Genomic DNA, 26,346 nt, shown 5'->3' on the forward strand with positions numbered 1-26,346 from the left:
GCCGACAGCAACGCCGGGGCGCGGTGATTTGGCGCAAGTGCGCAAGATTGTTCAAGCCGCGAAGGGGCATTTGCTGGCAGAGTCTGCGACCGTTTCCTCGGTTGAAGAGCGTTATGTCTGACTCACTTATGCCGCGCCGTGCGTTTCTTCGCGGTGCTGCGGCGATCATGCCGTTATCACTGGCGACGGCGCCGTGGGGGCTGCTGGCCGGCTCCATGGCGATCGAAGCCAACCTCACGCCGTTACAGGGGCAGGGCCTGTCGAGCATCGTGTTCGCAGGGGCCGCGCAACTGGTGGCGATCGGCATGCTCAAGGGCGGTGCCGGGATTTTCTCGATTCTGTTGACCACGCTGCTGCTGACTTCGCAGCACTTGTTGTACGGCATGAGCATGCGTTCAGTGATTTCACCGTTGCCCGGGCGCTGGCGTATCGGCCTGGGCTTTTTGCTCACCGATGAACTGTTCGCCCTGACCAGTCAGCATGATCGCCAGCAGTTCAATCGCTGGTACGCCTTGGGCGTTGGTCTGACGTTCTATATCGCCTGGAACCTGTTCACCCTCGCCGGCATCGTGCTGGGCAGCAGCATTCCGGGGCTTGAGCATCTGGGACTGGATTTTTCGATTGCCGCGACGTTTATCGCGCTGATCACCCCGGTGGTGCGCAACGTACCGACCGTGGTGTGTGTGGCGGTTTCGCTGTTCTGCTCGGTGCTGTTCAGTTATTGGCAGTGGGGCTCGGCACTGGTGTTGTCGGGCCTGGCCGGGATGACCGCAGGATTTGTCTGCAACAAGCTGTATCGGGGGCGCACATGATGGTCTGGGCAGTGATTTTCGGCATGGGGCTTCTGGTGTTTCTCAACCGCTACGTGTTTCTCGAACCGCGCCTGCCGCTGCGCTTGAGCAGCAACGCACGGCAGTTTCTCGGTTTTGCCGTGCCGGGCATGTTGACCGCGATCTGCGGACCGATCGTGTTCATGCCGGATAAACAGTTGAATTTGCAGTGGGATAATCCGTATTTACTGAGTTCGCTGGTGGCGATCGGGCTGGTGCTGTACACCCGCAATACCTTGCTCAGCATGCTCTTGAGCATGGTGTTTTTCTTTTTGTTGCGTTGGTGGCTGTAAGTTGCCGGGGAAAAACTGTTCTACGCTGGTTTGATGACTATTTTCGACAAGGCGAGGTGCACATGACGACCGAGCAAAAGCGTCCCGATGAAGACGAACAAGTAGACGATGAAGTAGACGAGCCCAGCGAAGAAGAAATCGAGCGTGAGAAACGCAAGGAACAGACGTGGAAGCACGACGATGACAAGGAACTCACCGGGCCGGATGTGAAATTCTGATGGCGACATGCAAAAAGCCCCGCGATTGCGGGGCTTTTTGTTGTTTCAGAGGTCTTCCAGCTGCGGGAAGTCCGGGTGTGACGCCCGATAGCCCAGGGTCCTGTCGATCCATGCATTGAGCTCGTTGACCATCACCGGCGGGTGGCCGGGATAGCTTTGGAGGGTGGTGCGCAGGATGCGTTCGATGTCTGGCACTGAACGCAGGTTTCGGGTCTTGATGTAGTGGCCGATAAAACAGTCGAGTTGAAAGCGTTCTGTCATGGACAGATAGATACACTCCAGGCCGTTGGCCTGTTTGATTGCAAAATCGTCGCGCAACTTAGTTCTCTGCAAGGCTTGTTAAAGTTGTAGGGGATTCCTGGTTTTGCTGACTCTTTGGTCAACTGGTATGCCAATTGGAAATGCGGCGCGCATGCTATCCGTAGCGCATCTAAATGTATGTATGACGGTTGAAATGTCAGACAGGCGGTTGGTTCGCTCAAACGACTGTTTTTTTTCGGCTGTCTCAACAATGAAACACCACCTGTAAAGATCGAGTGTCACCTGTATTCACTTGAAATCACCTGTAGGAGCTGCCGAAGGCTGCGATCTTTTGATCTTTTTTTGAAAGCAAAATCAAAAGATCGCAGCCTGCGGCAGCTCCTACAGGGTAAACGCGTGAGATCACGGATCTTTAAGCCACTTCGTCAATCAGTCCGGCGCCCTGATTGCGGGAGTTGCCGACGGCTTTGCCGACTTTGTGCCAGGTGAAGGCGACGCTGGGTTCCCCTTCGAACAGCAGCATCTGTTCTGCACGTTCCACCGGCGTGGCACTGTCGAGCCATTCGCGCGCCAATTCTGCAGCAAAAACCACCGGGCGCCGGTCATGGATGTCCAGCATGCCTCCGACGCTGTCGGCGGTGATGATCACAAAACCATCGTCCTCCCGAGCATCCCTGCCGGGTGTCGGAAACTGTCCGATGGCCGCACAGAAAACCGGCCCGTGATCGGCCCGACGGATCAGCCACGGCTGGCGGGTTTTATCCGGGCCGTCGACCCATTCGAACCAGTTGTCGACCGGCACGATCAGCCGATGCCGCCAGATCGCCCGGAAGAATGGGCCATGCGCGACCTTTTCCACGCGGGCGTTGATCGGCGCCGCGCGGTCCTTGGCCCAGTGCGGGCGCCAGCCCCAGCGCAGGTTGTCGGCATACAGCTGTTGATCATGTTGATGGAGCACCGCGAGTGAGGTGGTAGGCGCCGCGTTGTAGCGCTCCAGCGCGGCGTCGCCGACGTGATTGATCAGCGCATCGGGAATGCTCAGCACCGTGACGAAGTCGTGAATGCCGCGGTACTGCGAGAGTCTTCCGCACATGCGCCGAATCTCCGGTTGGACGCTTTCAGCTTAGTCGGCTGCGGTCAATCAATCCTGCGCCTCCTGACCGGTGAACGTGTCGCGCCAGGCCAGCCAGCGGCGTTCCAGCGCCGCGAGCAGGCCGTCGCTGAGTTTGCCGAGCACGGCGAGCACGATGATTGCCGCCAGCACGATGTCCGGGCGCGAGGTTTCGCGGCCGTCGCTGAGCAGATAACCCAGGCCCTTGGTCGCGGCGATCAGCTCGGCGGCCACCAGAAACATCCACGCCAGACTCATGCCGCTGCGTAACCCGGTGAACAGGCCGGGCAGGGCGGCGGGCAGTAGAATTCGCCGCACCAGTTGCCAGCGGCTGAAGCCATAGATGTGCCCGACCTCGACCAGTTTGCGGTCGATGTTGCGAATCGCCGCGACCACGTTGACGTACACCGGAAAAAACGCGCCGATGGCGATCAGCACGATCTTCGAGGTTTCATCGATGCCCAGCCACAGCAGCAACAGCGGCACCCAGGCCAGGCTCGGAATCGAACGCAGCGCGGCGAACGTCGGTTCCAGATACGCCTCGGCCTCGCGGCTCAAACCGACCCAGGCGGCGAACACCAGCGCCAGGCTGGCGCCAATTGCAAACCCGAGCAACACCCGCAGCAGGCTGGCGCCGATGTGTTTCCACAGGGCGCCTTCGGCGAGGTCGGTGAGGGTCAGGGCGATCTCGCTGGGCGCCGGCATTTGGTAGGACGGCAGCCAGCCGAGGCGCACGATGCATTCCAGGGCGACCACGATCAGCAGCGGCAGGGCCAGACCTTTCAGGCGTCGGCGCCATGTCGGATTGAGGGATGAAGGACGCGGCCTCGACAAGCTCTGAGGCGGCGCAGGCAATTCGTTACTGCGAGTGGTCATACGTGGGCTCCACTCACAGCGAATCCGCGTCGGGCGCGGATGGGCTGTGAGTCTGGTCGGTTACTGGCGGGCGACGGCTTGCTGCACACCGCTGTCGAGCAATTGATCAATGACCTGATCGACATTCACCCCACGCCGCACCAGTTCCTCAGACACCAGAATCGGTGCCGCAGCCTTGGACGCCTGCACGTCGTTGGCGGTCAGTTGCGGGCTGCTCAGATCGGTGCGCGACAGCTGCAGTTTGGCCACGTCCAGCGGCAGACCGGATTCCTTGGCCAGCAACGCGGCGAACTCGTCGGGATTTTTCAGCGCCCATTGCCGCGCCTGCTCGTAGGCTTTGATCACCGTGTCGATGGTTTGCGGATGCTCCTTGGCGTACTGCTCGGTGACGCTGACCACACCGTAGCTATTGAATGCCGGGTTGCGATACAGCAGACGCGAACCGGCCTGTACCTGACTGGCGGCCATGTGCGGATCGAGTCCGGCCCAGGCGTCGACATCGCCTTTTTCCAGCGCGGTGCGGCCGTCCGGGTGTTGCAGGTGCACCAGTTCCACGTCGTCTTTCTTCAACCCGGCCTGTTGCAGGCTGCGCAGGGTGAACAGGTACGGGTCGGTGCCTTTGGTGGCGGCGATTTTTTTGCCCTTGAGGTCGGCGACGCTCTGGTACGGCGAATCCTTGCGCACCACCAGCGCGGTCCATTCGGCGCGACTGTAGACGTACACCGATTTGATCGGGCTGCCGTTGGCCCGACTGAGTACCGCAGCGAGGCTGGCGCTGGAGGCGAAATCGACGCCACCGCTGTTCAGATATTCCAGCGAACGGTTGCTGCCCTGACTCAGCACCCAACTGACTTTGGTCTGCGACAGGGCTTTTTCGAGGAAGCCGAAATGCTTGAGTACCAGGCTCACGGGTGAGTAGTAGGCGTAATCCAGATGGACTTCCGGAGGCGGCGCTTCGGCGGCCTGGGCCAGCGGTTGCAGACTCAGCGCCATGGCGCTGGCGACCAGCAGTGTTTTGAGGCGGGATAAGGGTGAAAACGATGTCATGGCGACGCTCCGGCAGAGGCACTGTTTTTTATGTCCAAAAATATATTTTTAACGACTGCATCCTGCATGATTGGAATATTGCAGGCTCTGTGCCATGCGCGTGTCGACCCATGTTTACGGGGTTTTCACCGGTTTGAGCGTCTCTCAACTGTTGCTTGGGCAACACTGTGGCATGGCACTGTTGCGCAGCGAACAGTGAACATTCAGGGTGCTGAGCTTATGCATTAATCGAATTTAAAAACCGCCAATCAACAGCGTTATGGTCTATGCAAAATCCCCTCGCAGGACCCGCCATGAAGCTCTCCCGTTTGCTCCGCAGCACACTGATCACCGCCTTGTTCGCCGCTCCGTTTGCCTACGCTACCGAGCCGTTGGTCCTGCATGTCGGTGACCAGAACTACTACAACATCCGCGCCTCGGTCGAAGCCTCTGGCGTGCTGAAAGACGCGCCTTACAGCGTCGACTGGAAGCACTTCCAGGCCGCCGCGCCACTGGCCGAGGCGTTGCAGACCGGTTCGCTGGATCTGGGCTTTCTCGGCGATTCGGGTTTTCTGTTTCTCGCCGCCAAACAGGCGCCGGTGAAACTGATCGGTGTGTCGCGGCAGAACCCGGACACCATCGCCTTGCTGGTGCCGAAAGATTCGCCGGTGAAAACCATCGCTGATCTGAAGGGCAAGAAAGTCGCCTACTGGCCCGGTGCCTGGAGCCAGCAACTGACCTTGCGCGCCCTGGAGCAGGGTGGTTTGCCGGAAAACTACGTCGACTTCGTCAAGTTGATGCCGATTGATGCGGCGGCCGCGTTGCCACAGGGCAGCATCGACGCTTTTCCGGTGTGGGAACCGTATATCTCCCAACAAATCGTGTTCTCCGGTGCGCGGCCGATTCTCACCGCGAAAAACCTGATGCCGGGCCTTAGCGCGATTGCCGCGTCGGCGCAGTCGATCGACAGCAAGCGTGCCGCGATTGCCGATTTTCTCGGGCGTTTGAAACAGGCGCGGGCCTGGGTCGACAGCCACACCGACGAATACGCGGACCTGTGGGCGAAGAAAGCCAATCTCGATCAGCAGGTCTCGCGGCACTGGTTGCGCCACGCGCACATGACTGTCGGGCCGGTGGACCAACAGGCGGCGGTCGACCTGCAGGGCACCGCGGACTTCCTGTTCAAGGTCAAGGCACTGCCGGCGCCGCTGGCCACCGCCGGGGTTATCGATACCTCGTTTCAACAGGCACTGGCTGACTGAGCGAGCGCCGGAACCAAAGCCTGTGTACCCTATCCAGACCTGGCTCGCGAAGCCGGGTGCAGGGATGGATCAGGGCGAGGGAGTTTTGCCAGTCGACAACAGGGCCGCAACGGTCAGGCGCAAGGCAAAACATGAAATACGCGTTCAATCTTCTCTGTGCAGCGGCCATCGCGCTTGGGCTGGCCGGCTGCATTGCCGCGCCGATCGAGATGACCGCGCAAACCGAAACCCGGCTCAAGGCCCAGGCGCCGGTGCGCTTTTTGCTGACCTTCGATGACGGCCCCAGCGCGTCGAGTTTGTGGAACCCTTCGGCGACGGTCCTCGACAGCCTCAAGGTCAACCCGGTGCAACCGGCCATCAAAGCGGTGTTCTTCGTCCAGACCCGTGCGCCGCGTGCGGGCAACAGTGACATTGGTCGCGGCGTCATGCGGCGTGAGCACGCAGAAGGGCACATCCTCGGATTCCACACCGCGACCCATTGGCACACCAACCATCGCTCGCTCGATCCGCAAGAACTGGAGCAGTCGTTGCGCAACGGCACGGCGGATATCGCCGCGATCACCGGAGCTGCGCCGATTCTGCTGCGTCCGCCATTCTGGAATTACGACAAGCGAACCTTTGCCGCCTATCAGCAGCATGGCTTACATGTGTTGTTGACCGATCTGAGCGCCAACGACGGCAAGATCTGGGGCTTCAACGCCAGTCCCCGACGTCGGGCGAACATGCTGCGCCAGCTATCGGAGGTGCGCGAGCGCATTGCCCTCGGCGAATTTCCCACCGTGGACGGGGTGATTCCGGTGGTGGTGACGTTTCATGACCTCAATCGCTATACCGCGCGGCATACCCGCGAATACCTGCAGATTCTCCTCGACAGTGCTGCCGCCACGGGCGTGAGGCTGGCGGACAAGCCGTTTTACGATGATCAAGCGGCACTGCAGAAAGCGGCACTGGCGCGCACCGTTCAGCAGAGTTCGCAGCCGGTGCAATTACCGGGGATGTGGAACTGGATCTGGGATCATGACGCGCACTGAGGCCGCGCTGGAAATGTGATCGGGTTGGCAGTCGTCGGGGCGGCAGATTATTGATCGCTCATCTATGCTGAATCGGTCGACCGACTCATCGCCTGCGAGGCGTGCGCCCATGCTAGCCATTGCCGACATCTGCCGGATTGTCGAATCCGGCTTTCCGTCGCTTGAATGCGAATGCACACAAGTGGAGCAGGGACTGCTGCGGATCAAGGTTTATGAGCCTGACTCCGGGCGAGTCGAGTTGTTGCTCAATGGCGTCTCACCGGAACACCTGGTGACCATCCGCGATATTTCTAATTTCATCGGTGAATTGCGCACGGAAATGAGCGCCGGGCGCCGGGCATTCGCCGGCTGATACCTCACAAACGCCGCTGAAACGCCTGCACGATGCGTAATGTCGCGTCGCTGGTGGGCAGATTCTGCACCGCGTCCAGCGGATGCCAGATGCATTCGATGATCTCGTTTTGCGGGCGTAACTGCTCAAGATCCAGCACCGACGCCTCGTAGACATGATGCTGGGTGCTGCCGCTGTGCAGTTCCATCAGATACAACATCTGCTCGGCATCCAGTGCCGTTTCTTCCTGCAGCTCGCGCGTCGCCGCCCCTGCTTTGGTTTCCCCAGGCTCGACCTTGCCGCCGGGCAAGGTCCAGCGACAGCGAGGTTTGCGCACCAGGAGAACGTGTCGATCCTGCTCGCAAATAACGGTTGCGCGTACTTTCATCTGTTACCTGTTTATCGCGTGTCACATAAATGAAATAAAACTGCAATATTCGAGCCGGGCCCGGATTCAGAGGTTCCGTTGGGGTTTTGAGTGTTTGGCAAGGTTGAAAGTGCCAGAGCCTTGGCACATGGCTATCCGCGACATCCGGTCGGCCACATCTCCGGCAACAGGGTGTAAGGTAAAAAAGCAGAGCTGAATCCACTGTCAGCAAAAAGGAGGTCCCCATGAGCATTCCTGTCCTGAACAAGATGCACATGAACGGCTACGACGTACTCAGTGTAAACAACGGCCCATGGCGGGTTTGTACCCAAGGCGATCGGCTTGCGTCGTTTGGTAGCAGAGAAGAAGCGCTGGCCTATGCCGCTGCGTTGCCAAGTTACAGACAACGCTCGGCGCGGGCTCGAAGTCACACTGCGAGTTGAAGCAGATGTAACGAATGAGCCCCGGTAATTGCCGGGGCTCTTGTTGAGGGCAGGGTCGCTATCAGTGAACCTTGCTTCGGCTGATGGAGCGCGTTTTCACTTCCTTGGCATAGGACTGCAATCGTTCTTCATCACTTTGCAGCACCTCGCAGGACCTGAGTACCGCCTGGGCATCCGCTTCATTGCCGCTTTTGCGCAGTTGTTCGGCGATGCGCTTGAGGTCGACCGCCGACCATCTCAAATCCGATGCAACGGCTTGCAGGTCGCGCTGAAGTTCGTGTTCGTATTCATTGAGCCGCATGATCACCTCCGGTCATTCTCGGTAAAACAGAGTAGCCGCATTTTTCATCGCCGATGTGCAACTCGTCTGTCACCGGGTGAATGGATGTAAATATTTGTCCAAATGCCCTTGTAGCGGGGCGTCGGGATGGATGTACAACCGGTTACACGTTACATTCGCTTTTTTTCAGATCAGGGAAACACCATGCGGATATGGATCGGGAGTTTGGCGTTGGCATTGCTGGCGGGTTGCTCATTGCCAGCATCGCTGGTACCGGGCGAGCCAAACCTCAGCAAGACCACCACCAAAGCGCCTAAAGACTATGCCGCGTGCTTGTTGCCGTTGTGGCAGCAGGACATTCCGAAGACCACGCAGGCCTCCATTTCCAACGGCTACCGGATCAAGGCACCGAGCCTCGTCACCGCCGACGAGATTCTCGACATCATCAAATACAAGGACGGCAGCCGCGTTTCCCTGTATCAGGGACCGCCATGGGCCAAGTCCGGGTCGTTGCGCAAATCGGTGCGTGACTGCCTGTAAAGCCCAGCCTCAGATGCAAAAGCCCACCGCAAAAAAAGCAGAAACCAGATCACCGGTTTCTGCTTTTTTTTGCTTTGCGAAATGCGCTGTGACAGATCGGCACGAGGCGTATTCCAGTGTGCACTAGGCTTTGATTGCCGGTCACTTATCAGGCCGGCAAGTCTTTCAAGGAGCCACGGATCATGGATGATCTGGTCAAGGAAGTTATCCCGTTGTTGCAGTATTTGATTCCCGGATTCGTTTCTACCTGGATTTTCTACACGCTCACTTCATTCAAGCGGCCTGATACGTTCGGGCAGATTGTGCAGGCGTTGATCTTTACGTTTGTGATTCATGGGGTGGTGCTGGGGATCGGGGCTATTGGCTTATGGATAGGCTCGAAGGGCTTTTCTGTAGGGAAATGGGATGGCAAGGCCCAGGCGACATGGGCGTTCATGGTTTCAATGGGACTCGGTTTGTTGTCGTGTGCTCTGGCTTCGAATGACAAACTGCACAAATGGTTACGAAGTAAAAATGTAACCAATAAAAACTCTTACCCCAGCGAGTGGTACAGCACTTTTGCCCGGCACAATCGCCTGGTAACGCTGCATTTGACGGATGAAAGACGATTGTTTGGCTGGCCCGTCGAGTGGCCTTCCGGCCCGCTGGAGGGACAATTCATCATGCTGAATCCAGGCTGGCTGGGGGCGGACGGCGTGGCGTTGCCTTTTGGCGCCGAACTATTAGTGATAGATTCCTCGAAAGTTCAGTGGGTCGAATTCAGTTCTGTCGAAGAGGTTTCATCATGAGCGCAAAAGAGCCTACTCCCATGCCGCCCAGCGTCAGGCGCCTCTTTTATGGTCCGGACGGCAAGCTGTTAGCCAAGCCCCTGGTCAAAGGGCCGAGTGCGCCGCCACCGCTGAAGCGCCAGTATCGGGACTGACTGAACGCCGCTCATCGAGCGGCGTTTCGTTATGTTTGGCATTGTGAGATCTCCAGTCAGAGCGTATCCACCAACCAGTCCCTGAACGCTTTCAGTGACGGCAACGCCTCATTACGCGGCGGATACACCAGGTAATAGCTGCGCCGGCTGGTGATCGGCTCCCCCAGTTGCAGCAGCTCGCCGTTAAGCAATTCATCCTCCACCAGAATCCGTGGCACCAGCCCCACGCCAATATTCGCCCGCACCGCCTGAATCAGGTGCGAGGTCATTTCAAAGCTCGGCCCGATGCGCATGCTGCGGTGCGGCAAACCATGATGGGTGAACCATTCCGCCCAGGCCTGGGCATTGCTGCTGACATTGAGCAGTAACTGCCCGGCGATGTGCTGTTCGGCTTCGTCGCGTTCGGCCAATGACAACTGCGCACTGGCAATCACCACCAGTTCTTCAGTGTGCAGGGGCAGGGCGCTCAAGCCCGGCCAGTCCCCCGCACCGACGCAGATCGCCGCATCGATTTCGCTGGTGTCGAAGTCGATCGCTTCGATACGCGAATGCAAGTGCACGGTCATACCGGGGTGCGCGGTGTAGAAGTCCTTGAGTCGCGGCAGCAGCCATTTCGAGCCGAAAGTTGGCAGCGTCGCCAGACGCAAACTGTGAATGCCGGAACCGAACGCCATGGCCTGCAGGGTCGCGCTGCGGATCTGCCCGAGGGCTTCGGCCAGTTCGCGCTGATACATGCGCCCGACATCGGTGAGCACCACTTGCCGGCCTTCGCGGCTGAACAGGCGCATGCCAAGCATCTTTTCCAGAATCTGCACCTGACGGCTGACCGCGCTCTGCGTCAGCGACAGTTCGTGGGCGGCGCGGGTGTAGCTTTCATGGCGTGCGGCGGCCTCGAAGGCCAGCAATAACGACATGGAAGGGGTGAGGGTTCGCGGATTCATTCGTTTTAGTCATGGATTGCGGGTCGATTTTACGTTTGTCCCGACGGCGCCAAGCAATGAACATAAGCACCATGAGATGGCGGGAGCGTGACGCAATCATTCATTGCGCACAACTGTTCACCGCCACACGACCCGATTTTGACCGAGATTTCCTCACCGATGATTGCCCAGCTGAAACCCGCCCCGGCATTGACCGCCGATTACCAGCAATTCCTCAAAGCCTTGAAGGCCAGCGGTTTTCGTGGCGAGATCAGCGCCGATTACGCCAGCCGCGTAGTGCTTGCCACCGACAACTCGATCTACCAGCGTCTGCCGCAAGCGGCGGTGTTTCCGGTGGATGCGGAGGATGTGGCGCGAGTCGCACGACTGATTGCCGAGCCGGCCTATCAGCAGGTGGTGATCACGCCGCGTGGCGGTGGCACCGGCACCAACGGTCAGTCGCTGACTGACGGCATCGTCGTCGACCTGTCGCGGCACATGAACCGCATTCTGGAAATCAACGTCGAGCAGCGCTGGGTGCGGGTGCAGGCCGGGGTGGTCAAGGATCAGCTCAACGCCGCACTGAAGTCCGCCGGGCTGTTCTTCGCCCCGGAGCTGTCGACCTCCAACCGCGCCACTGTCGGCGGCATGATCAACACCGATGCCAGCGGCCAGGGCAGTTGCACCTACGGCAAGACCCGCGACCATGTGCTAGAACTCGACATGGTTCTGCGCGGCGGCGAACGCCTGCACGGCGCAGCGCTGGCGGAAGAAGATCTGACAGCGCTGTGTGCCCGTGAAGATCGGGTCGGTGAAGTCTATCGCTGTGCGCGGCAGATCATTGATGAGCAGGGCGAACTGATCAAGCAACGCTTCCCTGACCTCAACCGCTGCCTGACCGGCTACGACCTGGCGCACCTGCGCGAGGCGGACAAGCGTTTCAACCTCAACAGCGTGCTCTGCGGCGCCGAAGGCTCGCTGGGGTTTGTGGTCGAGGCGAAACTCAACGTACTGCCGATCCCCAAACACACGATGCTGGTGAACATTCGCTACGCCGGGTTCATGGATGCGTTGCGCGATGCCCGGGCGCTGATGGCGCTCAAGCCGTTGTCGATAGAAACCGTCGACTCGAAAGTATTGCTGCTGGCGATGCAGGACATCGTCTGGCATGGCGTCGCCGAGTACTTCCCGGAAAGTGCCGAACGGCCGACACTGGGGATCAACCTGGTGGAGTTTTGCGGTGACGATGCTGAAGATCTGCAACGCCGGGTCGAAGCTTTCCTCGAACACTTGAGCAGCGACACCACGGTCGAACGTCTCGGCCATACGCTGGCGGTCGGTCAGGCGGCGGTGAACAAGGTCTATGGCATGCGCAAACGCGCAGTCGGCCTGCTCGGTAACGTTGCCGGTGAAGCGCGGCCGCAGCCGTTTGTCGAAGACACCGCGGTGCCGCCGCAGCACCTGGCCGAGTACATCGCCGAACTGCGCGAACTGCTCGACAGCCACGGTTTGCAGTACGGCATGTTCGGCCACGTCGATGCCGGCGTGTTGCACGTACGGCCGATTCTCGACATGAAGGATCCGCAGCAAGCGGCGCTGGTGCGTCCGGTGTCCGATGGCGTCGCCGCGCTGACCCAGCGCTACGGCGGTCTGTTGTGGGGTGAACACGGCAAAGGTCTGCGCTCGGAGTACGCGCCGGCATTTTTCGGTGAGCTGTACCCGGCGTTGCAGGCACTGAAAGCCGCGTTCGACCCGTGCAACCAGTTCAACCCGGGCAAGATCGCCACCCCGGCTAACACCGGCGCGGCGTTGCTGAAAATCGACGAAGTGACCCTGCGCGGCGAACTCGATCGGCAGATCGATGAAAAGGTCTGGCAAAGCTACGGCGCGGCCATGCACTGCAACGGCAACGGCGCCTGCTACAACTTCGATCCCGACGACGCCATGTGTCCGTCGTGGAAAGCCACCCGCGAGCGTGCCCAGTCGCCCAAGGGTCGTGCGTCATTGATCCGCGAGTGGCTGCGTTTGCAGGGCGAGGCGGGGGTGGATGTGCTGTCCGATGCGATCCGCCGTCCGGCGTTTTTCCGCAACCTGTGGACGCGCTGGCGCAACAGCCGCGCGCAGGGCGCAGACTTTTCCCACGAGGTGTATGACGCCATGGCCGGCTGTCTGGCGTGCAAGTCCTGCGCGGGGCAGTGCCCGGTCAAGGTCAACGTGCCGGAATTCCGATCGCGCTTCCTTGAGCTGTATCACAGCCGTTATCTGCGCCCGGCGCGGGATTATCTGATTGCTTCGCTGGAGTACAGCATCCCGTACATGGCGCGAGTTCCGGCGCTGTACAACGGTTTGATGGGCGCAACATTCGTGCGCAAACAGTTGGAGCGTCTCGGTGGAATGGTCGATGTGCCGTTGCTCAGCCGCTTCGATTTCCATGCCGCCATGCGCCGCTGGAATGTGCGGCCGGCGACGGTTTCCACGCTGTCGGCGCTGACTCAGGCCCAGCGCGAGCGCAGTGTGGTGCTGGTGCAGGATGCGTTCACCCGTTATTTCGAAGCGCCGCTGCTGGCGGATCTGGCCGAGCTGATTTCGCGGCTGGGCTATCAGGTGTATCTGGCGCCATTCAGTGCCAACGGCAAGCCGTTGCATGTACAGGGCTTTCTGTCAGCGTTCAACCGCGCGGCGTTGCGCAATGCCCGGCAACTGCGCGAGCTGGCCGACGTTGGCGTGCCGCTGCTGGGGCTGGATCCGGCGATGACGCTGGTCTATCGCCAGGAATACCTGAAAGTGCCCGGCATGGACCAATGCCCGGAAGTGGCGCTGGTGCAGGAATGGTTGCTCAAGGTGATGCCGGAGCAGGTGAATAACCAATCGGCAAATGCATTCAGGCTCCTGGCGCATTGCACCGAGAAAACCAACGCGCCGGCCGCCACCCGGCAGTGGGAGCAGGTGTTCGAGCGGGTCGGTCTGAAACTGGCGACGCAGGCCACCGGTTGCTGCGGCATGTCCGGTACCTACGGCCATGAAGCGCGCAACCGCGAAACCTCGGTGGTGATCTACGAGCAATCCTGGGCGCGGCAGGTCGAGGCACCGGCGGAGCAGGGCGAAGCACTGGCCACCGGCTATTCGTGCCGCAGTCAGGTCAAGCGCCAGTCGGATCGGGCGCTGCGCCATCCGTTGCAGGTGCTGCTTGAGGTGGTACGTCGCTGAGCGCTTCGTCGTCCGCGGCGTTGTCCCAGATCAGCCGTGGGTCGAAACTCATCGCCGAGAGCATGGTGAACACTACCACCATGCCGAAAAACAGGATGCCCGGGCGTGGTTCGATATCGCCCAGCGCCTGGAACTTCACCAGCGCCGCGACCAGTGCGACCACCAGCACATCGAGCATCGACCAGTAGCCGATCAACTCGACGAAACGGTACAGCTTCGAACGCTCACGGCGCGCCCAGTCGCTGTCGCGCTGCACGGTGATCAGCAGCAACGACAGGGCGACGAATTTGATCCCCGGCACCGCGATGCTGGCGATGAAAATGATCAGTGCGATGTCCCATGCGCCGCCTTCCCAGAACTCCAGCACGCCGCTCATGATCGTGCTGTCGGCGCCGTTGCCGAGCATCATGGTGTTCATCACCGGCAGCAGATTGGCCGGCACGTAGAACGCCAGCGCGGCGAACAGATAGGCCCAGGTGCGCGTCAGGGAATTGGTCTTGCGCCGATGCAGCGGCGCATCGCAGCGCGGGCACTGGTGCGGCTCGTCGGTCATGTCGCAGGCCAGCCCGCAGCTGTGGCACAGGCACAGATTCAGTTCGCTGGCGGTCGCGGGTCGCTTCATAGAATGTCCCACAGGTCACGAATGTCGCGGCCGGCAATGCGGATCATCATCAGGCTCAGCACCGCCAGGGCGAACAGGCCGATCCCCGGCAGCACATCGAGCAGCCCGGCCAGTTTGAACACCGCCACCATCGCCCCCAGCAGACACACCTCGAGCATGCTCCACGGGCGCAGCGTTTCCAGCCAGCGCATGCACAGCTTGAAGCCCGGCGCCCGGCGCGATGACAGGGCGAAACTCAGCACCCAGATCAGCAGCACCAGTTGAAACGCCGGGGCGATGATGATCGAGATCGCTGCGATCATCGCCATGAACGTGATCGGCCCCTGACTCAGTGCCAGCACCGAATCCCACAGCGTCGCGCTGTTCTTCAGACCCTTCATGCTGATGCTCATCACCGGATAGAAATTGGCGAACAGCCACAGCATCGCCGCGGTGAAACTCAAGGCCAGCCGCTGCTCGACGGTCAAACCGTTATAGCGCTGCAGCACGCCGCCGCAACGTACGCAGAGGGTTTTCTGGTGTTTGCCGAGCACGACTTTTTCGTACACGCAATCGCAATGCTCGCAGATGATCAGGTGTTCGGTTGAGGTCATGGGCAACGCTCGACAGCAGGCGCAAAGGGCAGGGGGCGCCTGATCACTATAGAAGTCTGGCGTGATTGGGCAAATGGCGTTTGGCTTGGGAATCGACTTTTTATGTTATAGAGTAACGCGAATTTTTTGTAAGGCTCGCCGTTGCGACCTCCCGATTCATAGACTCAATGGCGAAATGTCCATGACGATTGCGTGTGCCCGTTCCAACCTGCCGCCGACCGGCCGCTTGCTGTCCATTGATGCGTTGCGAGGTCTGGTGATCCTGTTCATGCTGCTGGATCACGTGCGCGAGACGTACCTGTTGCATCGTCAGGTGTCCGACCCGATGGACATCGCCAACACCGAGCCGGCGTTGTTTTTCAGTCGCACGTTGGCGCATCTGTGCGCACCGGTGTTCGTGTTGCTGAGCGGATTGTCCGCGTGGTTGTTCGGCGAGAAGTACGCGGGCAAGGCCGATGTCAGTGCCTTCCTGTTCAAGCGAGGGCTGTTTCTGGTGGTGCTGGAATTCACCTTGGTGAATTTTGCATGGACGTTTCAGTTGCCGCCGAGCGTGATCTATCTGCAGGTGATCTGGGCGATTGGCTTGAGCATGATCGCCTTGTCGCTGCTGGTCTGGTTGCCGCGCTGGCTGTTGTTGGCGCTGAGTCTGGCGATCATTGCCGGGCATAACCTGCTGGATGGGCTGCATTTCGCGCCGGAGTCGGCACTGCATGTGCCATGGGCGATTCTGCATGATCGGGGCTGGATCGAAGTTGGTGACAGTCTGCGCTTGCGCACTTCGTATCCGCTGTTGCCGTGGATCGGCGTGATCGGTCTGGGTTATGCGCTGTGCCCGTGGTTTGCCCGTGCGGCCGACGCCGGAGTTCGTCAGCAGTGCCTGTTGCTGGCTGGTATCGCCGGACTGCTGGGTTTCGTCGGGCTGCGGCTGCTCAACGGATACGGCGAAAAGCCTTGGGCGGTTGAAGACACGACCGTGCAAACGCTGATGGCGTTTTTCAACATCACCAAGTACCCGCCATCGCTGCTGTTCATCACCCTGACGGTGAGCATCGGATTGCTGTTGTTGCTGGTGTTCGAGCGGTTGCAGACGCGCCGCTGGATTCACTGGCTGACGGTTTTCGGATCGGCACCGATGTTCTTCTATCTGCTGCATCTGTACGTGCTGAAGGTGCTGTATCTGATTGCCGTGGCGCTGTTCGGCCTTAACCACGGTAGCTATTTCGGCTTCGATTCAGTAGCGGCAATCTGGCTGGTGTCGCTGCTGTTGGCGCTGGCACTGTACCCGGCGGTACGCTGGTTTTCCGCACTGAAATCGCGGCGCCGTGACATCGCCTGGCTGAAATATCTGTAAGCCCCGAAGGCAACTGTGCTGCTTAACACTCTGTAGGAGCTGTCGAGTGAAACGAGGCTGCGATCTTTTGATCCTGATCTGCAAAATCAAAATCAAAAGATCGCAGCGTGCCGCAGCTCCTACAGGGGGCGGTGATGTCGCGGGTTATTTGCGGTCCAGCCACACGGTCTGTGCGTTGCAGAACTCACGCACGCCGAAGTGCGACAGCTCGCGGCCAAAACCGCTTTTCTTCACGCCGCCGAAGGTCACGCGCGGGTCACTGGCCGAATACCCATTGATGAACACGCCACCGGTTTCCAGTTCGCTGGTCAGTTGCTGGGCCAGTTGCACGTTGGCGGTGTAGATCGTCGCGGTCAGGCCGAACTCGCTGTCGTTGGCCAGGGCGATGGCGTGGGCGCAATCGCGGGCGGTGATGATCGAGGCGACCGGGCCGAACAGTTCCTGTTTGAACGAGGTCATGCGGTCGGTGACGTCCGCCAGTACGGTCGGTTCGTAGTAGTTGCCCGGGCCTTCGGCTTTGCCACCGCCCAGCAGCAGGGTGGCGCCTTCTTCAAGGGTATCGCGAACTTGCTGATCGAGTTCGTCACGCAGGTCGAAACGCGCCATCGGGCCGATGTAAGTGTCGGCGGACAGCGGATCGCCGACCTTCAGCTTGCGGGTGGCCTCGACGAATTTGCGGGTGAATTCCTCGACCACGCCTTCTTCGATGATCAGACGCTTGGCCGCTGCGCAAACCTGACCGGAGTTCTGGTAGCGACCGATGACGGCAGCCTGCACCGCCTCATCCAGATCCGCATCGTTGAGCACGATGAACGGGTCGGAACCACCCAGCTCCAGCACGCATTTCTTCAGTGCGGCACCGGCCTGAGCGCCGATGGCCATGCCGGCGCGTACGCTGCCGGTCAGGGTCACAGCGGCGATGCGCGGGTCGGCAATGGCGGTCGAAACGCCTTCAGGGGTGACGTTGATCACTTCAAACACGCCGTCAGCGAAACCGGCGTTCTTGAAGGCGTCGCGCAGCAGGTAGGCGCTGCCCATCACGTTCGGCGCATGCTTGAGCACGTAGGTGTTGCCGGCGATCAGCGCCGGAACCGCGCCGCGCAGCACTTGCCAGATCGGGAAGTTCCACGGCATCACCGCGAGGATCGGCCCGAGTGGTCGGTATTCGATGCGCGCCTTGCCGCCTTCGACCTGGGTCGCTTCGGCGCTGAGCATGGCCGGACCGTTTTCGGCGTACCACTCGCAGAGCTTGGCGCATTTTTCGATTTCGCCACGGGCCTGGGCGATCGGCTTGCCCATTTCCAGGGTGATCATGGTCGCCATGGCTTCGGCGCTGTCGCGCAGAGCGCCGGCGAGGGCGGTCAGGGCGCGGGAGCGATCCTGCAGCGGCTTGCGTTTCCATTTCGAGAAACCGAATGCGGCGCGGGTCAGCGCTGCGTCGAGAGCTTGTGCCGATTCAAAGGCGTAGTGACCGACCTGCTCGCCGGTAGTGGGGTTGATCGAGATGGCGTGGGTCTGGCTGGAAATCTGGCTCATGGCGTCGTCCTGCGTGTTCAGTGGATGGGTCTAGAGTAGGGTGGCGTTTGTTTTCTGGAAACTGAATAATAAAGATCGTTTCTTTCACGATTGGAGAATGACTGTGGATCTGGTGCAGCTGGAAATCTTCAAAGCCGTCGCCGAGCACGGCAGCATCAGCGCCGCCGCGGCGCAGATCCATCGCGTGCCGTCGAACCTGACCACGCGGATCAAGCAACTGGAGCAGGATCTGGGCGTCGACCTGTTCATTCGCGAGAAAAGCCGGTTGCGCCTGTCGCCCGCCGGCTGGAGTTTTCTCGAGTACGCGCGGCGCATTCTCGATCTGGTGCAGGAGGCGCGGGCCACCGTCGCTGGCGAAGAACCGCAGGGCGCATTCCCCCTCGGTTCGCTGGAAAGCACGGCCGCAGTGCGCATTCCCGAACTGCTGGCGGCGTACAACCAGTTGCATCCCAAAGTCGATCTGGACCTGTCCACCGGCCCGTCCGGGACGATGATCGACGGCGTCCTCGCCGGGCGCCTGGCGGCGGCCTTCGTCGATGGCCCGGTGCTGCACCCGACGCTGGAAGGCGTGCCGGCGTTCGAGGAAGAAATGGTCATCATCGCGCCGCTCAATCACGCCCCGGTGCAGCGCGCAGCGGATGTGAACGGCGAGAACATCTATGCGTTCCGCTCCAACTGCTCCTATCGTCACCACTTTGAAAAATGGTTCAGCGCCGACGCTGCGGTGCCGGGGAAGATTTTCGAGATGGAGTCCTACCACGGCATGCTCGCCTGCGTCAGCGCCGGTGCCGGGCTGGCGCTGATGCCGCGCAAAATGCTGCAGAGCATGCCCGGCAGCGCAACCGTGAGCGTGTGGCCGCTGGCGGCGGATTTTCGTTATCTGACTACGTGGCTGGTGTGGCGCCGAGGCACGGTGTCGCGCAGCTTGAGCATGTTCGTGCGTTTGCTGGAGGAGCGCGGCGTGGTGCGTGCAGAAGAGTAATTGACACGTTGTGTCATGGTTGTATCTTGATCGGCGTTTCGCAATATAAAAAACTATACAGCGTAGCCATGAGGAACAAGCAAATGAGTGCAGCCCTGAGCGGTAAAGAAGCCGTCGGAGAACGGTTTGTGCTGGAGACGATGCGTCATGCGCAGGAACTGACCTGGAACGCCGTTGATGCCATTGCCAAGGTGATCAAGCCCGGCATGCGTGAATCCGAAGCCCAGGAACTGGGCAAGCAGATCCTTGCCGGACTGGGCATGGATCGCATCTGGCATCCGCTGCTGATTCGCTTCGGCGCCAACACGCTGAAGGCATTCAAGGAACGTTCCGAAGGCGATCCGGTGCTCGGTGAAAACGATATTTTCTTCATCGACATGGGCGTGGTCTGGCAGGGGCACGAAGGCGATGCCGGCGAAACCTTCACCACCGGCTCCGATCCGGAAATGATCGCCTGCGCGGCGGCCTCCAGGGAGCTGTTCAAGCGGGTCGAGGCGCTGTGGCGCCAAGGCGTGAGCGGTGTCGAGCTGTACCGCTATGCCAGCGATCAGGCTGAAGCCATGGGCTGGAAACTCAATTTCGACATCAAGGGCCACCGCGTCAGCGATTTCCCTCACGCGATCCATCGCGGCGGCAATCTCGGCGATTTCGACCAGGCGCCGAACGCCGGTGTATGGATCCTGGAAATCCAGATCGCCCACCCGCAGCGACCGTTCGGCGCGTTTTATGAAGATCTGCTGATCTGATCTATTGTTGTTCGGCAGATCTGAAGTGTGACAACAGAGCGCAGCGCTGTAGTTGTTTCTACATAGCGCTTACTCCGATGATGCAGGCCGTTTTTCCTAACTCTAAAGTCAAAAAAGGAAGCCCGTCATGAAAGTCAGCGCACGCAACGTATTCAAAGGCAAAGTCAGCCAGGTTCAAGCCGGCGCGGTCAACGCCGAAGTGGTTCTGACCCTGGCCGGGGGCGAGCAACTGGTTGCTGTCGTGACCATGGAAAGCATCAAGAACCTGGGCATCGCTGTTGGCAAGGAAGCTGTTGCGCTGGTCAAGGCACCGTGGGTGATGCTGATGACCGAATCCAGCGACATTCGCCTGTCGGCGCGCAACTGCCTGGAAGGCAAAGTGCTGAGCGTCACCGACGGAGCGGTCAACGCTGAAGTGGTGATCGAGTTGGCCGGCGGCTCGAAGGTTTATTCGATCGTTACCCGTGATGCCGTTGCCGAGCTGGGTCTGGCCAAAGGCGTCAGCGCCACGGCGGTGATCAAGGCTTCGCACATCATTCTGGGCGTGCCAGCCTGATCGAGGCTGCGGCGAATAAAAAACCTCTGGTTCCGTTATCCGGAATCAGAGGTTTTTTCGTTATGGCGTACCGTTTCGGCCGTACAGGCGAAAGCCTTCGCGTTGACTCAAACGCTCGTAATACGCCCTGACGGCGGGATAGTCCGGATGCGTGAGCGGCGTTTCGAACCAGCGATTGACCGACAGCCCGATGGGAATATCTGCCAGCGAAAACGCTTCGCCACTGACGTAGGCGCCGGTTTTCTGCAACTGCTGATCAAGGATGCCCATGGTCTTCGACCATTGCTCGACGCCGTTGAGCAATGCGGCACTGTTCTGATGATCCGCTGACTGTCGCACCAGCGACATGAACGCATACGACCACGACCGGTTCAGCTCCGACGCCTGCCAGTCGATCCACTGATCGACCCGCGCGCGAACTCGTGGCTCGGCGGGGTAGAGGGCGGCGCCGCCATAGGCGCCTGCCAGATAACGAATGATCGTATTGGATTCCCACAGGGTGAAATCGCCATCCTGAATCACCGGCACCATGGCGCAGGGGTTGAGGGCGAGAAACTCCGCCGTGTCGGTGGGTTTGAAGCCCGAGCCCCAATCCTCACGCTCGAACGGGATCTGCAGTTCGGCGCAGGTCCACAGCACTTTGCGCACGTTGATCGATGAGGCCTTGCCCAGTATTCGCAGCATGGGATTCCCTGTGTTGTGGCTGGCTGTCCAGCCACAAGAAATACCACATTGCAATGCACAAGGCCCGCACAGTGGCGGGCCTTGTGTTTACAGCGAGTCAATCTCAGAGACTGCCCACCAATTTGCCGCCCATCATCCGCCGCCGATAAGCGCTGTCACGATTGGCCAGCCAGAAGTACAGCGGCGAGGTCACCAGCAGCCCCACCAGCCACGACAGATCCGCGCCGTTGATGTGCGCCGACACTGGGCCGACGTACAGCGGGGTATTCATGAACGGAATCTGCACCGCGATGCCGATCGCGTAGGCCAGCAATGCCTGCGGGTTGTAGCGCCCGTAGATGCCGCCATCGACCTGAAAGATCGATTGGATGTCGTACTGGCCCTTGTGGATGGCATAGAAGTCGATCAGGTTGATCGCCGTCCACGGCACCAAAACCACCAACAGCACCAGCACCATGTCGACGAAGTGGCCGATGAAGTCCTTCGACGCGCCGACGGCGGCGAAGCAGCAGGCCAGCAGAACGATGATCGAGATCACCGCACGGCTTTTGGCAGTCGGGATCCAGCGGTAGGCGAAGGTCTGCACCAGAGTGATCAGCGACAGCACCGCGCCGTACAGGTTGAGGGCGTTGTGGCTGATCACGCTGAGCAGGAACAGCACCAGCATCAGCGGCCCGATCGAGCCGGTGGCGAGTTTGACCGCGTCCATCGTGTCCATGCCCACGGGGGTCGCCAGCACGGCGACAGCACCGAAGATGAACGCCAGACTTGAACCCAGCGCCGAGCCCAGATAGGTGGTCCAGAACGTCGACGAGACTTTCACGTCCGCCGGCAGATAACGCGAATAGTCGGACACGTACGGCGCAAATGCGATCTGCCACAGCGCGGCGAGCGACACAGTGGCGAGCCAGCCGGAGAGGTTGAAGCTGCCGCGGGTGAGGAAGTCATCGGTCTGAATGTGGGTGAAGATGTAGCCGAAACCGACGACGATGCCGATCCCCAACACCCAGGTGCCGATGCGGTTGAGCACGTGGATGAAACGGTAGCCGATGATGCCGATGATTCCCGAACCGAGGGCACCGATGACGATGCCGACCGGCACCGGGACGCTGTCGACCACGCCGTGCAGCGACTTGCCGGCCAGCACGATGTTGGAGGCGAAGAAGCCGATGTACATGACCCCGGCAATCAGCACCACCAACAGCGCGCCGAGCGAACCGAACTGCGCGCGGCTCTGGATCATCTGCGGAATGCCCATCTGCGGGCCTTGCGCCGAGTGCAGCGCCATCAGCACGCCGCCGACCAGATGCCCGACCAGAATCGCGACGATGCCCCACACCAGATTCAGGTGGAACAACTGCACGCCCAGCGCGCCAGTGACGATGGGCAACGGCGCGATGTTGCCGCCGAACCACAGCGTGAACAGATCCCTGACCTTTCCGTGGCGATCTTCGGGGGGCACGTATCCTATCGTGTGTTTTTCAATGAGCGGGGCGGACGTTGTTGCAGAGGTGGACATGACGAACTCCAAGGCAAGGATGAGTACGTGGACGTACTTCGGTAAGCGCCGACACGGACGGCGCATTTCTTGTTGAAGCGATCATGTGCAAAGGCCCGGGATAGATAAATTAGTAAGTTTGTTGCTTCAGACCTTAAAAAATATATGCCCGGGGTTTGGAGGCTGTCCGGTATGTTCAACCGTGATCAACAACAAAAATTTCAGAGGCGAACCCTTTCCTGTGGCGAGGGAGCTTGCTCCCGCTGGGCTGCGCAGCGGCCCCAAAAACGGCGTCACTCCCCCGATATTGTGAGTGCTGCGCACTCAAGCGGGAGCAAGCTCCCTCGCCACAGACGCGTCGTCTTACTTGCAGAGGTTTTCCATGGCCGCCTACAACCTGCGCCAGCTCAAATACTTCGTCACCACCGCCGATTGCGGCAGCGTCGCCGAAGCTTCGCGCAAGCTCTACATCGCCCAGCCGTCGGTCTCCACCGCAATCAAGCATCTGGAAGAAAGCTTCGGCGTGCAGCTGTTCATCCGCCATCACGCCCAGGGCGTGTCGTTGACGCCCAGTGGCTCGCGCTTCTATCGCAAGGCGCTGGAGTTGCTGCGGGTGGCGCATGAGTTCGAGCAGAACGCGCTGGCGGACAACGACGTGGTCTCGGGACAGATCGATATCGGCTGTTTCGAAACGGTCGCGCCGTTGTACCTGCCGCGCCTGATCGCCGGTTTCAAGCAGCGCTGGCCGGGGGTGGAAATCCGTATTCGCGATGGCGAACAACAGGAACTGGTGCAGGCGCTGACCGCCGGCAGCATCGATCTGGCGATGCTGTTCGAGCACGACCTCGACAGCACCATCGAAACCACCTCGCTGATGCCGCCGCAGCAGCCTTACGCCTTGCTGCCCGCCGACCACCGCTTTGCGCAACAGGCGAAAGTCTCGTTGCACGATCTGGTGCTGGAACCGATGATCCTGCTCGACGTGGTGCCCAGCCGCACCTACTTCGTGAGCATTTTCGAGGAGCGTGGGCTGACCCCGCACATCGTCTTCAGCTCACCGTCGATCGAGATGGTGCGCGGCATGGTCGGGCGCGGTTTCGGTTTTTCGATTCTGGTGACCCGACCGTTCGGCGAGTACACCTACGACGGGCAGAAAGTGGTGTGCGTGCCGCTGGCGGAAACCGTGACCGGCTCGGGTTTGTCGGCAGCCTGGCTGCGCCGGGTGCAACTGACCAAACCGGTGCAGTTGTTCGTCGATCATTGCCGGGAGGAGTTGGCTCGACTGTACGCCTGAGCGTACATCGAGCCGTGTCTCAAGCGCGGATAAAGGCCAGCATCCGTTGCAGCATCGCATCGCAGGCATCGATTTGCGCACGACTGACGAACTCATCGGGCTTGTGCCCCTGGTCCATGCTGCCGGGACCGCAGACCACGGTGGGAATCCCCGCCGCATTGAACAGCCCACCCTCGGTGCCGAACGCCACGGTGCCGAATTCCTGTGAGCCGCAGAACGCCGCGATCAATTCCGCCGCCTGACTCTGCGCATCGGTGGCCAGGCCCGGATAGGCTGACAGCTCACTGAAACGAATCGCGCTGTGCTCACTCACTGCCCGCATGCGCGGCAGCACTTGCTGCTCGGCGTAAGCCTGCAACTGCTGCGCGACCAAGGTCGGATCCTGCGAGGGCAGGGCGCGGATTTCGAAGTCGAAGCGGCAGTCGGCGGGCACGATGTTCAAGGCCTTGCCGCCGCTGATCACCCCGGTCTGCACCGTGCTGTAGGGCGGGTCGAAACGGCTGTCGTGATGCTCGGGCGCCTTCAGTTGCTGGCCGATGCGCCCCAGCTCGCCGATCAACTCGGCGGCGTACTCGATGGCGTTGACCCCCAGCGGCGCGTAGGCCGAATGGCACGGATGCCCGTGCACGTCGCAGCGCATCGCCAGTTTGCCTTTGTGGCCGAGCACCGGTTTGAGTTCGGTGGGTTCACCGATGATGCACAGCAGCGGTTTGACCGGACGCTGCTCCAGCTCGGCGAGCAACGAACGCACCCCGAGGCAGCCGACTTCTTCGTCGTAGGACAGGGCGATGTGCACCGGCATGCGCAGGTCTGCAGCGACCAACGCCGGCACCAGGGCCAACACGCAGGCGATGTAGCCCTTCATGTCGGCGGTGCCGCGCCCGAACAGCTTGCCATCGTGCTCGCTGAGTTCGAATGGCGCCACCGTCCACGGTTGGCCGTCGACCGGCACCACATCGGTGTGCCCCGAGAGCACAATGCCCGGTTGCTCGGCCGGGCCAATCGTGGCGAACAGATTGGCCTTGCTGCGCTCGGCGTTGTAGATCAGCTCGCACGGCACATCGAAGCCTGCGAGGTAATCACGCACGAACTCGATCAGTTGCAGATTGGATTCGCGGCTGGTGGTGTCGAACCCAACCAGCGTCCTGAGCAACGCGATGCTGCTCATCGATCGTCTCCGGCAACGCCATAACCCGGCGCCTTGGCCGGATCGAGGGCGCGATCGATGTAGTCCTGCAACTGTGGCTGATAAGCGTCCCAGAGTTTTTGCAACTGGCCGATCGGGTCTTCGTCCGCCCAATCGACGCGCAAATTGACGATCGGCCAGGTCTGCTCGCCGACCACCACCACGGCTGCCGAATGCACCGGCCCGGCTTCGCCTCCGAGGGCCTGTGCGGCGTGCAAGGCCTTGAGCAAGCGGTCGGCCAATTGGCCTTCGCCATCCTCAAAGGCGCTGACCATTGCCTCGATCACCGCACGCCCGGCGAGCATGTTGCCGGCCGCCACGCATTGTTCGCCGCAGACCGCGTTGTGTACGCCGAGGGTTTGCGCGCCGCTGAAATGTGCGGTCTGGCCGAGGTGGTTGATCGCGGTGATCTGCCGGTACTGGCTGTAGCCGTTGCGGGTCAGCACCTGGTCCAGCGCCGCGCCGGGCGCGTGGCCTTGCTCCATCAGCGCGAGGACTTCCGGGCCGAGGGACGGCAGGGTGATGTTCTGGCTCGACACCGCGCCGACGCCTGGCAGCAGCCACGGGCACCGTGCGCCGACGGCGATGCTGGAGGAACTGATGGCGACACCGAACTGGCCGGTTTCGGGGCAACGGGCTGCGATTGAAAAGGTCATGGTCTAACTCCTTTCGAGGAATTTGTTGTCCTTGCGGGCCTCATCGCTGGCAAGCCAGCTCCCACAGTAATTGGGTTGCTCACAAAACTTGAAGGCACCTCAAATACCTGTGGGAGCTGGCTTGCCAGCGAAGGCCGCGACTCGGTCTGCCGACTTACTCGGGAATCACCGCCACCACATCAATCTCCCACAGTAATTGGGGTGATCACAAAACTTGAAGGCACCTCAAATACCTGTGGGAGCTGGCTTGCCAGCGATGGCCGCGACTCGGTCTGCCTGATTACTCGGGAATCACCGCCACCACATCAATCTCCATCAGCCACTGCGGCTGCCCCAGTGCCGACACCACCAGCCCGGTGGAAATCGGGAACACGCCTTTGAGCCATTTGCCGACTTCCTGGTACACCGGCTCGCGGTAGCGCGGGTCGATCAGGTAAGTGGTGGTCTTGACGATGTGGCTCATGTCGCTGCCGGCTTCTTCGAGCAGTTGCTTGACGTTGCGCATGGCCTGTTCGGCCTGCGCGCGCGGATCACCGAGGCCCACCAGATTGCCGTCGAAATCGGTGCCGACCTGACCCCGGACATACACGGTGTTGCCGGCGCGCACGGCTTGGCACAGATCGTTGTCCAGGGTCTGGTTCGGGTAGGTGTCCTTGGTGTTGAACATACGGATGCGGGTGTGGGTTGGCTTGCTCATGTACAGCTCCAGACTGGGTAATCAGCG

At 60.6% G+C, this 26,346-nt stretch carries 30 protein-coding genes; 15 read left to right on the forward strand and 15 right to left on the reverse strand.

The features are described from left to right. Nucleotides 1-113: 113 nt before the first annotated feature. The 3 genes from ABV589_RS25785 (at nucleotide 114) to ABV589_RS25795 (ending at nucleotide 1,341) form a co-directional block, all read left to right on the forward strand. Nucleotides 114-812 (forward strand): AzlC family ABC transporter permease, encoded by a 699-nt coding sequence (locus tag ABV589_RS25785; protein WP_027612977.1) that lies wholly within the window; start codon nucleotides 114-116, stop codon nucleotides 810-812. Then, entirely contained in the window at nucleotides 812-1,123 is a 312-nt protein-coding gene (locus ABV589_RS25790; RefSeq protein ID WP_367086230.1) for an AzlD domain-containing protein, read from the forward strand. The genes ABV589_RS25785 and ABV589_RS25790 overlap by 1 nt, the downstream gene beginning before the upstream one ends. A 62-nt stretch (nucleotides 1,124-1,185) precedes the next feature. Next, entirely contained in the window at nucleotides 1,186-1,341 is a 156-nt protein-coding gene (locus tag ABV589_RS25795; protein ID WP_367084181.1) for a hypothetical protein, read from the forward strand. 45 nt (nucleotides 1,342-1,386) lie between these two features. On the opposite strand, the gene ABV589_RS25800 is transcribed toward ABV589_RS25795, so the two are convergent. From ABV589_RS25800 to ABV589_RS25815, 4 genes are all read right to left on the reverse strand, one after another. Next, a complete protein-coding gene (locus ABV589_RS25800; protein WP_108591936.1) occupies nucleotides 1,387-1,659 on the reverse strand; it encodes a hypothetical protein in 273 nt (90 codons plus the stop codon). 355 nt (nucleotides 1,660-2,014) lie between these two features. Beyond that, nucleotides 2,015-2,695, reverse strand: a complete 681-nt coding sequence (locus tag ABV589_RS25805) for an SOS response-associated peptidase family protein (protein ID WP_367084182.1) — start codon at nucleotides 2,693-2,695, stop codon at nucleotides 2,015-2,017. 48 nt (nucleotides 2,696-2,743) lie between these two features. Beyond that, nucleotides 2,744-3,589: an ABC transporter permease gene (locus ABV589_RS25810; protein WP_367084183.1), complete on the reverse strand. Its 846-nt coding sequence runs from the start codon at nucleotides 3,587-3,589 to the stop codon at nucleotides 2,744-2,746. 60 nt (nucleotides 3,590-3,649) lie between these two features. Continuing rightward, entirely contained in the window at nucleotides 3,650-4,636 is a 987-nt protein-coding gene (locus ABV589_RS25815; protein ID WP_367084184.1) for an aliphatic sulfonate ABC transporter substrate-binding protein, read from the reverse strand. Nucleotides 4,637-4,929: 293 nt separating this feature from the next. Between ABV589_RS25815 and ABV589_RS25820 the strand changes: the two genes are divergently transcribed. The 3 genes from ABV589_RS25820 (at nucleotide 4,930) to ABV589_RS25830 (ending at nucleotide 7,260) form a co-directional block, all read left to right on the forward strand. Further along, complete coding sequence (locus ABV589_RS25820) at nucleotides 4,930-5,877, forward strand: ABC transporter substrate-binding protein (protein WP_367084185.1); 948 nt, start codon at nucleotides 4,930-4,932, stop codon at nucleotides 5,875-5,877. A 131-nt stretch (nucleotides 5,878-6,008) separates the two neighbouring features. Then, complete coding sequence (locus tag ABV589_RS25825; RefSeq protein ID WP_367084186.1) at nucleotides 6,009-6,908, forward strand: polysaccharide deacetylase family protein; 900 nt, start codon at nucleotides 6,009-6,011, stop codon at nucleotides 6,906-6,908. Nucleotides 6,909-7,017: 109 nt separating this feature from the next. Continuing rightward, the gene (locus tag ABV589_RS25830) at nucleotides 7,018-7,260 is read left to right on the forward strand and encodes a DUF1652 domain-containing protein (protein ID WP_003225919.1); all 243 of its coding nucleotides are present in this window, start codon (nucleotides 7,018-7,020) and stop codon (nucleotides 7,258-7,260) included. A 4-nt stretch (nucleotides 7,261-7,264) separates the two neighbouring features. On the opposite strand, the gene ABV589_RS25835 is transcribed toward ABV589_RS25830, so the two are convergent. After that, complete coding sequence (locus tag ABV589_RS25835; RefSeq protein ID WP_007966809.1) at nucleotides 7,265-7,627, reverse strand: NUDIX hydrolase; 363 nt, start codon at nucleotides 7,625-7,627, stop codon at nucleotides 7,265-7,267. 224 nt (nucleotides 7,628-7,851) lie between these two features. Between ABV589_RS25835 and ABV589_RS25840 the strand changes: the two genes are divergently transcribed. Next, nucleotides 7,852-8,049 (forward strand): DUF2188 domain-containing protein, encoded by a 198-nt coding sequence (locus ABV589_RS25840; protein WP_367084187.1) that lies wholly within the window; start codon nucleotides 7,852-7,854, stop codon nucleotides 8,047-8,049. 61 nt (nucleotides 8,050-8,110) lie between these two features. Here ABV589_RS25840 and ABV589_RS25845 read toward each other — a convergent pair whose 3' ends face one another. Next, on the reverse strand, nucleotides 8,111-8,350 hold the full coding sequence (locus ABV589_RS25845) for a hypothetical protein (RefSeq protein WP_007966805.1): 240 nt from the start codon (nucleotides 8,348-8,350) through the stop codon (nucleotides 8,111-8,113). A gap of 183 nt (nucleotides 8,351-8,533) precedes the next feature. Between ABV589_RS25845 and ABV589_RS25850 the strand changes: the two genes are divergently transcribed. Together ABV589_RS25850 and ABV589_RS25855 are read left to right on the forward strand one after the other, a co-directional pair. Then, nucleotides 8,534-8,869 (forward strand): hypothetical protein, encoded by a 336-nt coding sequence (locus ABV589_RS25850; protein ID WP_367084188.1) that lies wholly within the window; start codon nucleotides 8,534-8,536, stop codon nucleotides 8,867-8,869. Nucleotides 8,870-9,051: 182 nt separating this feature from the next. Continuing rightward, the gene (locus ABV589_RS25855; protein WP_367084189.1) at nucleotides 9,052-9,657 is read left to right on the forward strand and encodes a DUF6338 family protein; all 606 of its coding nucleotides are present in this window, start codon (nucleotides 9,052-9,054) and stop codon (nucleotides 9,655-9,657) included. Nucleotides 9,658-9,847: 190 nt separating this feature from the next. Here ABV589_RS25855 and ABV589_RS25860 read toward each other — a convergent pair whose 3' ends face one another. Then, the gene (locus ABV589_RS25860) at nucleotides 9,848-10,732 is read right to left on the reverse strand and encodes a LysR substrate-binding domain-containing protein (RefSeq protein ID WP_045122511.1); all 885 of its coding nucleotides are present in this window, start codon (nucleotides 10,730-10,732) and stop codon (nucleotides 9,848-9,850) included. A gap of 159 nt (nucleotides 10,733-10,891) precedes the next feature. Here ABV589_RS25860 and ABV589_RS25865 point away from each other — a divergent pair, with 159 nt between their 5' ends. Further along, on the forward strand, nucleotides 10,892-13,918 hold the full coding sequence (locus tag ABV589_RS25865) for an FAD-binding and (Fe-S)-binding domain-containing protein (protein WP_367086231.1): 3,027 nt from the start codon (nucleotides 10,892-10,894) through the stop codon (nucleotides 13,916-13,918). Here the strand turns inward: ABV589_RS25865 and ABV589_RS25870 are convergent. Together ABV589_RS25870 and ABV589_RS25875 are read right to left on the reverse strand one after the other, a co-directional pair. Further along, nucleotides 13,851-14,540: a paraquat-inducible protein A gene (locus ABV589_RS25870; protein WP_367084190.1), complete on the reverse strand. Its 690-nt coding sequence runs from the start codon at nucleotides 14,538-14,540 to the stop codon at nucleotides 13,851-13,853. The two genes, ABV589_RS25865 and ABV589_RS25870, sit on opposite strands and share 68 nt — an antisense overlap. Next, entirely contained in the window at nucleotides 14,537-15,133 is a 597-nt protein-coding gene (locus ABV589_RS25875; RefSeq protein ID WP_367084191.1) for a paraquat-inducible protein A, read from the reverse strand. The genes ABV589_RS25870 and ABV589_RS25875 overlap by 4 nt, the downstream gene beginning before the upstream one ends. A gap of 181 nt (nucleotides 15,134-15,314) precedes the next feature. On the opposite strand from ABV589_RS25875, the gene ABV589_RS25880 reads away from it, so the two are divergent. Next, nucleotides 15,315-16,484 carry a DUF1624 domain-containing protein gene (locus tag ABV589_RS25880; protein WP_367084192.1) on the forward strand — a complete coding sequence of 390 codons (1,170 nt, stop codon included), beginning with the start codon at nucleotides 15,315-15,317 and terminating at the stop codon, nucleotides 16,482-16,484. A gap of 144 nt (nucleotides 16,485-16,628) precedes the next feature. Here ABV589_RS25880 and ABV589_RS25885 read toward each other — a convergent pair whose 3' ends face one another. Continuing rightward, nucleotides 16,629-18,020, reverse strand: a complete 1,392-nt coding sequence (locus tag ABV589_RS25885; protein WP_007966791.1) for an aldehyde dehydrogenase family protein — start codon at nucleotides 18,018-18,020, stop codon at nucleotides 16,629-16,631. A 103-nt stretch (nucleotides 18,021-18,123) separates the two neighbouring features. On the opposite strand from ABV589_RS25885, the gene ABV589_RS25890 reads away from it, so the two are divergent. The 3 genes from ABV589_RS25890 (at nucleotide 18,124) to ABV589_RS25900 (ending at nucleotide 20,304) form a co-directional block, all read left to right on the forward strand. Next, entirely contained in the window at nucleotides 18,124-19,002 is an 879-nt protein-coding gene (locus ABV589_RS25890) for a LysR family transcriptional regulator (RefSeq protein WP_007966789.1), read from the forward strand. An 83-nt stretch (nucleotides 19,003-19,085) separates the two neighbouring features. Beyond that, nucleotides 19,086-19,748 carry a M24 family metallopeptidase gene (locus ABV589_RS25895; protein ID WP_367084193.1) on the forward strand — a complete coding sequence of 221 codons (663 nt, stop codon included), beginning with the start codon at nucleotides 19,086-19,088 and terminating at the stop codon, nucleotides 19,746-19,748. Nucleotides 19,749-19,875: 127 nt separating this feature from the next. Next, a complete protein-coding gene (locus ABV589_RS25900) occupies nucleotides 19,876-20,304 on the forward strand; it encodes a TOBE domain-containing protein (protein ID WP_103484165.1) in 429 nt (142 codons plus the stop codon). A 60-nt stretch (nucleotides 20,305-20,364) separates the two neighbouring features. On the opposite strand, the gene ABV589_RS25905 is transcribed toward ABV589_RS25900, so the two are convergent. Both ABV589_RS25905 and ABV589_RS25910 read right to left on the reverse strand, forming a co-directional pair. Beyond that, the gene (locus tag ABV589_RS25905; protein WP_367084194.1) at nucleotides 20,365-20,988 is read right to left on the reverse strand and encodes a glutathione S-transferase; all 624 of its coding nucleotides are present in this window, start codon (nucleotides 20,986-20,988) and stop codon (nucleotides 20,365-20,367) included. Between the two features lie 103 nt (nucleotides 20,989-21,091). Further along, the gene (locus ABV589_RS25910) at nucleotides 21,092-22,507 is read right to left on the reverse strand and encodes a cytosine permease (RefSeq protein ID WP_086790892.1); all 1,416 of its coding nucleotides are present in this window, start codon (nucleotides 22,505-22,507) and stop codon (nucleotides 21,092-21,094) included. Between the two features lie 361 nt (nucleotides 22,508-22,868). Between ABV589_RS25910 and ABV589_RS25915 the strand changes: the two genes are divergently transcribed. Further along, nucleotides 22,869-23,780: a LysR family transcriptional regulator gene (locus ABV589_RS25915; protein ID WP_210558748.1), complete on the forward strand. Its 912-nt coding sequence runs from the start codon at nucleotides 22,869-22,871 to the stop codon at nucleotides 23,778-23,780. 19 nt (nucleotides 23,781-23,799) lie between these two features. On the opposite strand, the gene argE is transcribed toward ABV589_RS25915, so the two are convergent. From argE to ABV589_RS25930, 3 genes are all read right to left on the reverse strand, one after another. Continuing rightward, nucleotides 23,800-24,948, reverse strand: coding sequence for an acetylornithine deacetylase (gene argE, locus ABV589_RS25920; RefSeq protein WP_367084195.1), 1,149 nt, complete (start codon nucleotides 24,946-24,948; stop codon nucleotides 23,800-23,802). Further along, a complete protein-coding gene (locus ABV589_RS25925) occupies nucleotides 24,945-25,622 on the reverse strand; it encodes a DUF1028 domain-containing protein (protein WP_367084196.1) in 678 nt (225 codons plus the stop codon). Before ABV589_RS25925 ends, argE begins: the two co-directional genes overlap by 4 nt. 280 nt (nucleotides 25,623-25,902) lie before the next feature. Beyond that, on the reverse strand, nucleotides 25,903-26,319 hold the full coding sequence (locus ABV589_RS25930; RefSeq protein ID WP_003225869.1) for a RidA family protein: 417 nt from the start codon (nucleotides 26,317-26,319) through the stop codon (nucleotides 25,903-25,905). Nucleotides 26,320-26,346: the final 27 nt, after the last annotated feature.

It is taken from the genome of Pseudomonas sp. HOU2 (assembly GCF_040729435.1).
GTDB lineage: Bacteria > Pseudomonadota > Gammaproteobacteria > Pseudomonadales > Pseudomonadaceae > Aquipseudomonas.

Bases quoted from the DNA above. Each gene is read 5' to 3' on its own strand.
- ABV589_RS25785 (WP_027612977.1), top strand. From the start codon at position 114: ATGTCTGACTCACTTATGCCGCGCCGTGCGTTTCTTCGCGGTGCTGCG.
- ABV589_RS25790 (WP_367086230.1), top strand. From the start codon at position 812: ATGGTCTGGGCAGTGATTTTCGGCATGGGGCTTCTGGTGTTTCTCAAC.
- ABV589_RS25795 (WP_367084181.1), top strand. From the start codon at position 1,186: ATGACGACCGAGCAAAAGCGTCCCGATGAAGACGAACAAGTAGACGAT.
- ABV589_RS25805 (WP_367084182.1), bottom strand. From the start codon at position 2,695: ATGTGCGGAAGACTCTCGCAGTACCGCGGCATTCACGACTTCGTCACG.
- ABV589_RS25810 (WP_367084183.1), bottom strand. From the start codon at position 3,589: ATGACCACTCGCAGTAACGAATTGCCTGCGCCGCCTCAGAGCTTGTCG.
- ABV589_RS25815 (WP_367084184.1), bottom strand. From the start codon at position 4,636: ATGACATCGTTTTCACCCTTATCCCGCCTCAAAACACTGCTGGTCGCC.
- ABV589_RS25820 (WP_367084185.1), top strand. From the start codon at position 4,930: ATGAAGCTCTCCCGTTTGCTCCGCAGCACACTGATCACCGCCTTGTTC.
- ABV589_RS25825 (WP_367084186.1), top strand. From the start codon at position 6,009: ATGAAATACGCGTTCAATCTTCTCTGTGCAGCGGCCATCGCGCTTGGG.
- ABV589_RS25830 (WP_003225919.1), top strand. From the start codon at position 7,018: ATGCTAGCCATTGCCGACATCTGCCGGATTGTCGAATCCGGCTTTCCG.
- ABV589_RS25835 (WP_007966809.1), bottom strand. From the start codon at position 7,627: ATGAAAGTACGCGCAACCGTTATTTGCGAGCAGGATCGACACGTTCTC.
- ABV589_RS25840 (WP_367084187.1), top strand. From the start codon at position 7,852: ATGAGCATTCCTGTCCTGAACAAGATGCACATGAACGGCTACGACGTA.
- ABV589_RS25845 (WP_007966805.1), bottom strand. From the start codon at position 8,350: ATGCGGCTCAATGAATACGAACACGAACTTCAGCGCGACCTGCAAGCC.
- ABV589_RS25850 (WP_367084188.1), top strand. From the start codon at position 8,534: ATGCGGATATGGATCGGGAGTTTGGCGTTGGCATTGCTGGCGGGTTGC.
- ABV589_RS25855 (WP_367084189.1), top strand. From the start codon at position 9,052: ATGGATGATCTGGTCAAGGAAGTTATCCCGTTGTTGCAGTATTTGATT.
- ABV589_RS25860 (WP_045122511.1), bottom strand. From the start codon at position 10,732: ATGAATCCGCGAACCCTCACCCCTTCCATGTCGTTATTGCTGGCCTTC.
- ABV589_RS25865 (WP_367086231.1), top strand. From the start codon at position 10,892: ATGATTGCCCAGCTGAAACCCGCCCCGGCATTGACCGCCGATTACCAG.
- ABV589_RS25870 (WP_367084190.1), bottom strand. From the start codon at position 14,540: ATGAAGCGACCCGCGACCGCCAGCGAACTGAATCTGTGCCTGTGCCAC.
- ABV589_RS25875 (WP_367084191.1), bottom strand. From the start codon at position 15,133: ATGACCTCAACCGAACACCTGATCATCTGCGAGCATTGCGATTGCGTG.
- ABV589_RS25880 (WP_367084192.1), top strand. From the start codon at position 15,315: ATGACGATTGCGTGTGCCCGTTCCAACCTGCCGCCGACCGGCCGCTTG.
- ABV589_RS25885 (WP_007966791.1), bottom strand. From the start codon at position 18,020: ATGAGCCAGATTTCCAGCCAGACCCACGCCATCTCGATCAACCCCACT.
- ABV589_RS25895 (WP_367084193.1), top strand. From the start codon at position 19,086: ATGAGTGCAGCCCTGAGCGGTAAAGAAGCCGTCGGAGAACGGTTTGTG.
- ABV589_RS25900 (WP_103484165.1), top strand. From the start codon at position 19,876: ATGAAAGTCAGCGCACGCAACGTATTCAAAGGCAAAGTCAGCCAGGTT.
- ABV589_RS25905 (WP_367084194.1), bottom strand. From the start codon at position 20,988: ATGCTGCGAATACTGGGCAAGGCCTCATCGATCAACGTGCGCAAAGTG.
- ABV589_RS25910 (WP_086790892.1), bottom strand. From the start codon at position 22,507: ATGTCCACCTCTGCAACAACGTCCGCCCCGCTCATTGAAAAACACACG.
- ABV589_RS25915 (WP_210558748.1), top strand. From the start codon at position 22,869: ATGGCCGCCTACAACCTGCGCCAGCTCAAATACTTCGTCACCACCGCC.
- argE (WP_367084195.1), bottom strand. From the start codon at position 24,948: ATGAGCAGCATCGCGTTGCTCAGGACGCTGGTTGGGTTCGACACCACC.
- ABV589_RS25925 (WP_367084196.1), bottom strand. From the start codon at position 25,622: ATGACCTTTTCAATCGCAGCCCGTTGCCCCGAAACCGGCCAGTTCGGT.
- ABV589_RS25930 (WP_003225869.1), bottom strand. From the start codon at position 26,319: ATGAGCAAGCCAACCCACACCCGCATCCGTATGTTCAACACCAAGGAC.